The following is a 6,957-nucleotide window of genomic DNA, read 5'->3' as shown; positions in this document are numbered from 1 at the left end:
GCTCTGGCTACCGTTCAGGTAAATGGCTCCATCAAACTTACCGGTCTGGAACTCAATCGGGCCACCTTCCTCAACGCCATGATTCTCAGCCTTCGCATCATCAAAGTCTGAATCCAGTGGCCAATAGGATACCAAATTCGTTTCAAAAGCAATTGCAGTAACGACTAACGGATCGGTTCCGTCCTGAATCTCATTGAAGTCAGAAATACCATCACCGTCCGTGTCCTTATTCTCAGGGTCAGTTCCGGCAGCAATCTCCTCACCATCAAGCAGACCGTCACGGTCCGCGTCAGGGTTCAATGGATTGGTATTGTGCACTTCGATCTCTTCCTTGTCAGTGAGCCCGTCCTCGTCCGAGTCCGCCATGTCGGGTTTGGTCCTTAGCTCAAACTCTTCAATATTGGTGAGTCCGTCATTGTCCGGGTCACCTTCAGGGTCATCGACCCCGTACTTCTCCTCCCAGTAATCCGGTAACCCGTCCCCGTCCGCGTCGTCAGTACCGGCGACCGCGATCACCAGATTGTCGATGAACAGGTCCTCGTTGGCACCGCCTACACGGGCCGAGATAATAAAGTTATGTTCGTCATTGGCAACGAACGCTCCGGTGTCCACTTCGCTGAAGTCAGCGTTGGTGGTCAGTCCGGTCGTCGTGAAGGAAGCCCCGTTAGTTGGGTTCCAGCGAATCTCCATGGTTCCGGTCTTCCTTGAGTCGTCCTCAAGAATGATACCGTTAGTAAAGTCGAGCTCACCAAGGTCTGCTCCTCCTGCAATCCCGGAGATGTTCACGCCTTGCTCAGCGTCATCGTTACGCCAGGTATCAACTTCCCAGGAAATATTCTCAGTCACGCCCGGGCGCGTGGCCATTCCTTCTTCAGCTTGTCCCTGATCACCCAATGGTGCATCACCGTAGTTGAAGGAGAATCCGTCAGCAGGATCATTGGCGCCGGGTGAGTCATACAACTCGTAATCAAAGGTCACGGTGAAGCCCTGCGAGGAGCCGGGCAGTGCCGGAACCGAGAAGCTCGAGAAGCCGAGCCCCTGCTGGTCAATGGTCAATTGCAGACGTCCGTCCTGCACTGATGCGGCCTGACCGAAGATGATCGAGCCATCATCAAGGTCCGTGGTGCCATCATCATATTCGTCAAAGTTTTGTGAATACGTGGCTCCCGCTCCACCGGCCCCGATCGGGCTGGCTCCGTCCGCCAACGCCTGAATCATTCCTTCAGGGAGCACTTCCCGCCAGATCGCCACGTCATCAACTTCCCCGTCATACTGCTCAGTGCCATTGTTGCGGGCACCGAAAAGGAACGTCCCTCCTCCGTTAGGCGCACGTTGAGGGATCGGTCCGCCATCCAACTGACCATTTAAATAAATCGCAGCCGAGTCCGCTTCCCCGTCATAGGTCCATACTGCGTGCACCCACTCCTCTGCTACCAAAACAGTGCTGGCGTTCCAGTCCGCTCCCCAGTGCGCACTGTGAAGTAATCCCCCGCTACGGATTCCGTTGTGGATGCCCTGGTTGGTTTGGCCCCACATGAAGCCCTGACCACCGGCAGAACCGATTGGCTTGAGCCAGCAGGCGAAGGTGTAACTGCCGTCCTCGAAGGTATTGATCATGGAATTCATGTCGATGTCCGGGAAATCAATGTGCCCACCAGTGAAGCTTGCCCCGGTTCTTGGTGTTGGCCCGTCAGGGGCCCCCTCTACATCAAAACTTACTAATCCATCCACTACTCCGTTATAACCGTTCCCGCTCAGGTCCTCGGCCTCCTCTTCGAAGTCAACGTAAAGGAAAGGAGGCAGAAGCGCTCCCTTACTGTTTGGGTCATGCGGGTCCGTGCCACCGGCAATTTCACCACCGTCTCCGTAATTGTCCCCGTCCGTGTCACGATTGTGTGGATCGGTTCCGGTATCATCATTATCAACTAAGATTCCGGTATTGGTTTCAACTCCATCTAATAACCCATCATCGTCCGTGTCCGCTTCCTTGGGATCGGTCCCGGTATTAGTCGCACTCACATAGGTTCCGGTATTAGTCTCGACCCCATCACTTAAGCCGTCCTCATCCGTATCTGCCTTGGTCGGATCAGTTTTAGTCTCCTCGTACTCATCAATGTCCGTTAACCCGTCCCCGTCAAAGTCTCCGGTCCCTGAACCAGGGCCAGGACCAGCACCGTTACCGTTCAAATCATCAAGGTTATCAACGAGCGCTTCTTCCCATGAGTCAGGGAGTCCGTCCTGATCAAGATCGCTTGGTGGGGCTGCAATTTGATTAGTGAGGCCATACATATGAAAGCTTCCTGGGGCTCCCTGAACCTCATCATCTGTCACGGTGAACTCGACGATGAGATCCTCATCATCACCTGCGGTGTATCTGTAACTGATATAATAGGCCTGATCCCGTGATTCCATGTTAGTGGGCTCAGTCTCAGGGTGGTCCTCACTGAAAGTGACGGTATCCGTGATATCGCCCGAAATGAATTCAATGGTCTGCTGACGTTGAGTACTGTCATCCCATTTGCGTGCATAAAGGCGCAGCTCATAGTATTGACCTTCTGTGAGCCCGTTCAGAGTGAAGCTTTGATTAGAGCCTATTGCTCCATCATTATTGAAAGTGAATGAGCCTAGCAGTGCCTGAAGACCCGGTCCTGTGACTCCGCCAGCTCCTGGACTCCAGCCGCCATTATTGTCGTCGAGTTGATTTTTGACCGAAGACACATCCCAGTAAAAGTCTTCCGGGGTCGTGCTATTGTTGAGTAATTCAAATTCCACGCCATTAACGGTTTCGGCTCCACCACCACTTATCGTATGTGTATAGGTATTGTCAGTACTTATGCCGGTACTCTCATCATCAGTGAGTGGGCCAACGAAAGAAATGATAGTTGCGGGAGTCGTTGAGTTGAGGACGATGCCCTGAAGTATGGGGTTATTATCAGCGGCCACCGGAGGCTCACCTCCAAGTTGATTCTGCATTATAATAACAAGGGTTCCATCATCTGTAGCGCTGAAGTTACCCGAATAAACAAATGAATTTTCAGGTGACCAGAAACCGTCACCCCCTTCAGATGTAATATTATCGACCACTAATTCATCATTCACGGCGATGTCCCAGCCACGGTTCCGGTCCGCTCCTTCGTTGAAAAGTAATTGCACGTTATAGATACTGCCGGCATTGAGTCCGGTGATATCAATGGTCACGGGGCTGGGCGCTGCTGACCAGCGAATGTCACGCATGACCTCACTTAGGTTAGCTACCGAGTCAGCATCGTCTCCGGTAAAGGATGGGCCTCCTCCGCCATTTGACCAGTTATCAATAGTATGTGTCGAAGTGGTAGTAATGCTTATCCCGTCCTTTTCGACCATTCCTTCTCCGGCCGTTTGGGCCCCTAGGCCATCTCGATCCGTATAAAATTCGACACCATTAATGATGGAGTCGGCGTTTCCGAAAACGTCCACCGCAATGATGGCATTTTGAGGATCTAGATTAAGATCGTCTGGTCCGGTAATTTCTTTTATCTCTCCCTCGATGATTTCGAAGGCGTTACATATATGATTGCCGGTTAAGGTTATCAATAAAATCAAAAGCAGATGAAGTGTTTTCATTATTGTGGAAGTTAAGGTTGATACCAATTAAGCCAGATCAGACGGCCTCAGGTAAAGTAAAAAAACCTTACTTCTGTTCCTGGATCATCACCGGAAATTATTGATCTTCTGGGTGTGGGTTGGCATGAAGCCGGAAGTGACGGGCCTCAAATCCTCAATGAATCTCAAAAAGATCAATAGATTTTGAATTATTCTACTTTCCTGATCCTGTACAGGTTCATCTTGAGATCGCGATCCACGAATTCGTCAGTGTAGGAAGTTTCTGTTCCGTTCGATTCAACCCCATCGTCCAATTCTACCCAGAAATAGGTCTGATCATCTTCATTATATTCAAATGAATCAACTGCATAAACAGTTCTCGGGATCGAATTAAATGTGATCGTTGGTATTCCATCAGAGACTGAAATATCAGTAATCTCAAAGGGAGCAGGTGGAATGGCCAGATGAACAACGATCCCCTGAAGGATCGGATTACCATCAGCGGCGACCTGAGCTAGCCCACCGATGTCATTTTGCATCGTAACGTTCAATGTTCCATCCTCAGTAGCTGTGAAGTTGGCAACGTATGCGGCACCTAATGAATTGGTCCATGTATGGACATCTTGTAATCCTTCAGAAGTGATATTATCGACGACCAGCTCATCATTGACAGCAATGTCCCATCCTCGGTTCCGGTCCGCTCCTTCATTGAAGAGGAGCTGAATTTCATATAATCCTCCGGCGATGAGTCCTTCCATTTCAATGGTCACGGGGCTCGGCGCAGCGGACCAGCGGATGTCACGCATGACTTCACTCAGGTTAGCTACCGAGTCAGCATCTGCTCCGATAAAAGCGGGGCCGCCGCCTCCGTTGGACCAATTATCGATCGAATGAGTTGAAATTGTTCTGACGATGACGCCATCCTTTTCAACGACTCCTTCATCAGTGACGTTATCACCTAGACCTAACCGGTCCGAGAAGAATTGTACTCCATTGATTGTCGAGTCCGTATTGCCAAAAACGTCAACGGCTATCACTACCGTTGATGGTTCAAAGTTCAGATCATCAGGTCCAGTGAAGCTCGTTACTTTTCCGACTAAGACCTTAGTTCCAGAATCAATGGTCACGGTCGGGTCCAGTGGATCAAGGTCCAGGCCGTCAGGTATCCCGTCGTTGTCGGTGTCGGATTTGGTTGGATTGGTTCCCTGTGCAATTTCCTGGCCATCAGTTAATCCATCATTGTCAGTGTCCTGACTGGTGGGGTTCAGGCCGGCAATCTTTTCGGTTCCATCCTCTAGTCCGTCCCCGTCCGTGTCTTTGTTGTCTGGCTTGGTCCTTAATTCATATTCTTCCAAATTGGTCAACCCATCATTGTCCGGGTCACCTTCCGGATCATCAACACCGTACTTCTCCTCCCAGAAATCAGGGAGCCCGTCGTTATCTTCATCATCACTGATAATTTCAAAGGAGAACGTTCCTGCCGCGTAACGGTTAACGGGTCCTCCATCAATTGCTGTCGGCCAAGCTATCGCGTCATCACCGAACCGGCTGCCTCCAACGAAAGTGATCGCCTGATTATTACTGACACTCATGTTTGGAGTGCCCGTATTTCCGTTCGGTTCACCGACACCGTATCCGCTAGCAACAATGCTGTAGGATCCTGCTTCAAGTATCACATCGGCATCGAGTTCAATCATCCGGTGCGCGTCACGAAGTTCTCCATCATTTTCCTCTATGAACTGAACTTCCCCGAGTATTTCATCACCTGAATCATCTGCAAAATCGGGTGAGCCTTGATCATTGCGTGCCCACATGGTCACGGTGATGGGCCTCTTGAGTCCGTCAGCTCCGCTGTCGAATGCCCCGAGCTCCAGAATTCTGATTGGTTCCTGAACGGTGAAATCCATTCCAAGTGCCCCAGTGTAATCCTGGTTTCCTACCGTACCCTGCTCGATCATGTAGGCCAGTTCTCCAAGGAATGCAGGAAAATCAAGAGGATCACTTGGGTCCGTTTCCTTATCAATTTCACGCCCGTCCTTGTGACCGTCCTCGTCCGTGTCGGCCATGTTGGGATCGGTTCCCGTATCATCATTATTAACGACTTTACCGGTATTTGTTTCGACGCCATCCAAGAGGCCGTCACCGTCCGTGTCTGCTTTCTTAGGATTGGTTCCGGTATTAGTGGCACTCACATAGGTTCCGGTATTCGTTTCAACACCATCACTGAGCCCATCCTCATCCGTGTCTTTCTTAGTTGGATCGGTTTTGGTTTCCTCATACTCATCGAGGTCAGTTAACCCGTCCCCGTCAAAGTCTCCGGTCCCTGAACCAGGCCCTGGTCCGGAAGCGTTACCGTCCAGATCTTCAAGATTGTCCACGAGCGCCTCTTCCCAAGCGTCGGGTAATCCGTCATCATCATCATCTTCTGGCGAGGCAGTCGAACTGAGGACGATTCCCTGAAGGATAGGGTTCCCATCAGCGGCCACTTGTGCGGCTCCTCCAATATTATTCTGCATGCTGATAGCAATGGTTCCGTCATTTGTCGCTGCAAAATCTCCAGAATAAATGAATGAATTTTCGGGTGACCAGAATCCGTCTCCTCCTTCTGAAGTGATATTATCAACTACCAGCTCATCGTTCACGGCAATGTCCCATCCACGGTTCCGATCCGCGCCTTCATTAAAGAGCAGTTTCACATTGTAGATGCTTCCTGCATCGAGTCCAGCGATGTCAATGCTTACCGGGCTGGGTGCGGCGGACCATCGAATGTCTCTCATAATTTCACTTAAGTTGGCTGCTGAGTCAGCGTCCCCACCGGTAAAAGCGGGGCCTCCTCCGCCATTTGACCAGTTATCAATAAAATGGGTTGAAATGGTAGTAATGCTGACTCCGTCCTTTTCGACCATTCCTTCTCCGGCCGTTTGGGCTCCTAGTCCGTCCCGGTCCGTGTAGAATTCGACACCATTGACGACGGCATCTCCATTGCCATACGAATCCACGGCAATGATTGCATTTTGTGGATTAAGGTCCATGTCGTCCGGGCCCGTAATTTCTTTAATTTCTCCTTCGATCACTTCGAAGGCATTACACAAGTATGAGTTGGCAATGAATGTGAGAAAAAGGAATGCAAATTTTAGTAGCTTCATATCGTAGGGTCGTTTTGTATCAATGCTATTAAACTAAATTATTGATTGGTTCGTAAAGTGAAAAGATTCTAATGTTTTTTGCGGTTGTTAGTTAATTTTTCGATGCAATTATACCCTATCGACCCAAAAAAAAGGCGATATCACCTGTACAAGTGATACCGCCGCTTAAGGTTTAATTGTTATCTATTCTACTGATTCTCCTCAATTCTGAAGAAGAGCTTACGGGCCC

The 6,957-nt window shown here is 50.1% G+C and carries 2 protein-coding genes; both read right to left on the bottom strand.

Annotated features, from left to right (window positions below; translation table 11 throughout):
• Nucleotides 1-3,603 (bottom strand): hypothetical protein (locus EYQ01_02335; GenBank protein HIE64653.1); only part of this gene is annotated, 3,603 nt, incomplete at its 3' end.
• A gap of 188 nt (nucleotides 3,604-3,791) precedes the next feature.
• A complete protein-coding gene (locus tag EYQ01_02330) occupies nucleotides 3,792-6,728 on the bottom strand; it encodes a hypothetical protein (protein HIE64652.1) in 2,937 nt (978 codons plus the stop codon).
• Nucleotides 6,729-6,957: the final 229 nt, after the last annotated feature.

The sequence above is a fragment of the Candidatus Manganitrophaceae bacterium genome, assembly GCA_012960925.1.
In the GTDB taxonomy this organism is placed as follows: Bacteria; Nitrospirota; Nitrospiria; order SBBL01; family JAADHI01; genus DUAG01.
Note: the sequence above shows the minus strand (reverse complement) of the source record. Positions and strands in the feature narration are given on the sequence as shown.

Excerpts from the sequence above, each read along its gene's own strand:
- EYQ01_02330 (HIE64652.1), bottom strand. The coding sequence starts at position 6,728 with ATGAAGCTACTAAAATTTGCATTCCTTTTTCTCACATTCATTGCCAAC.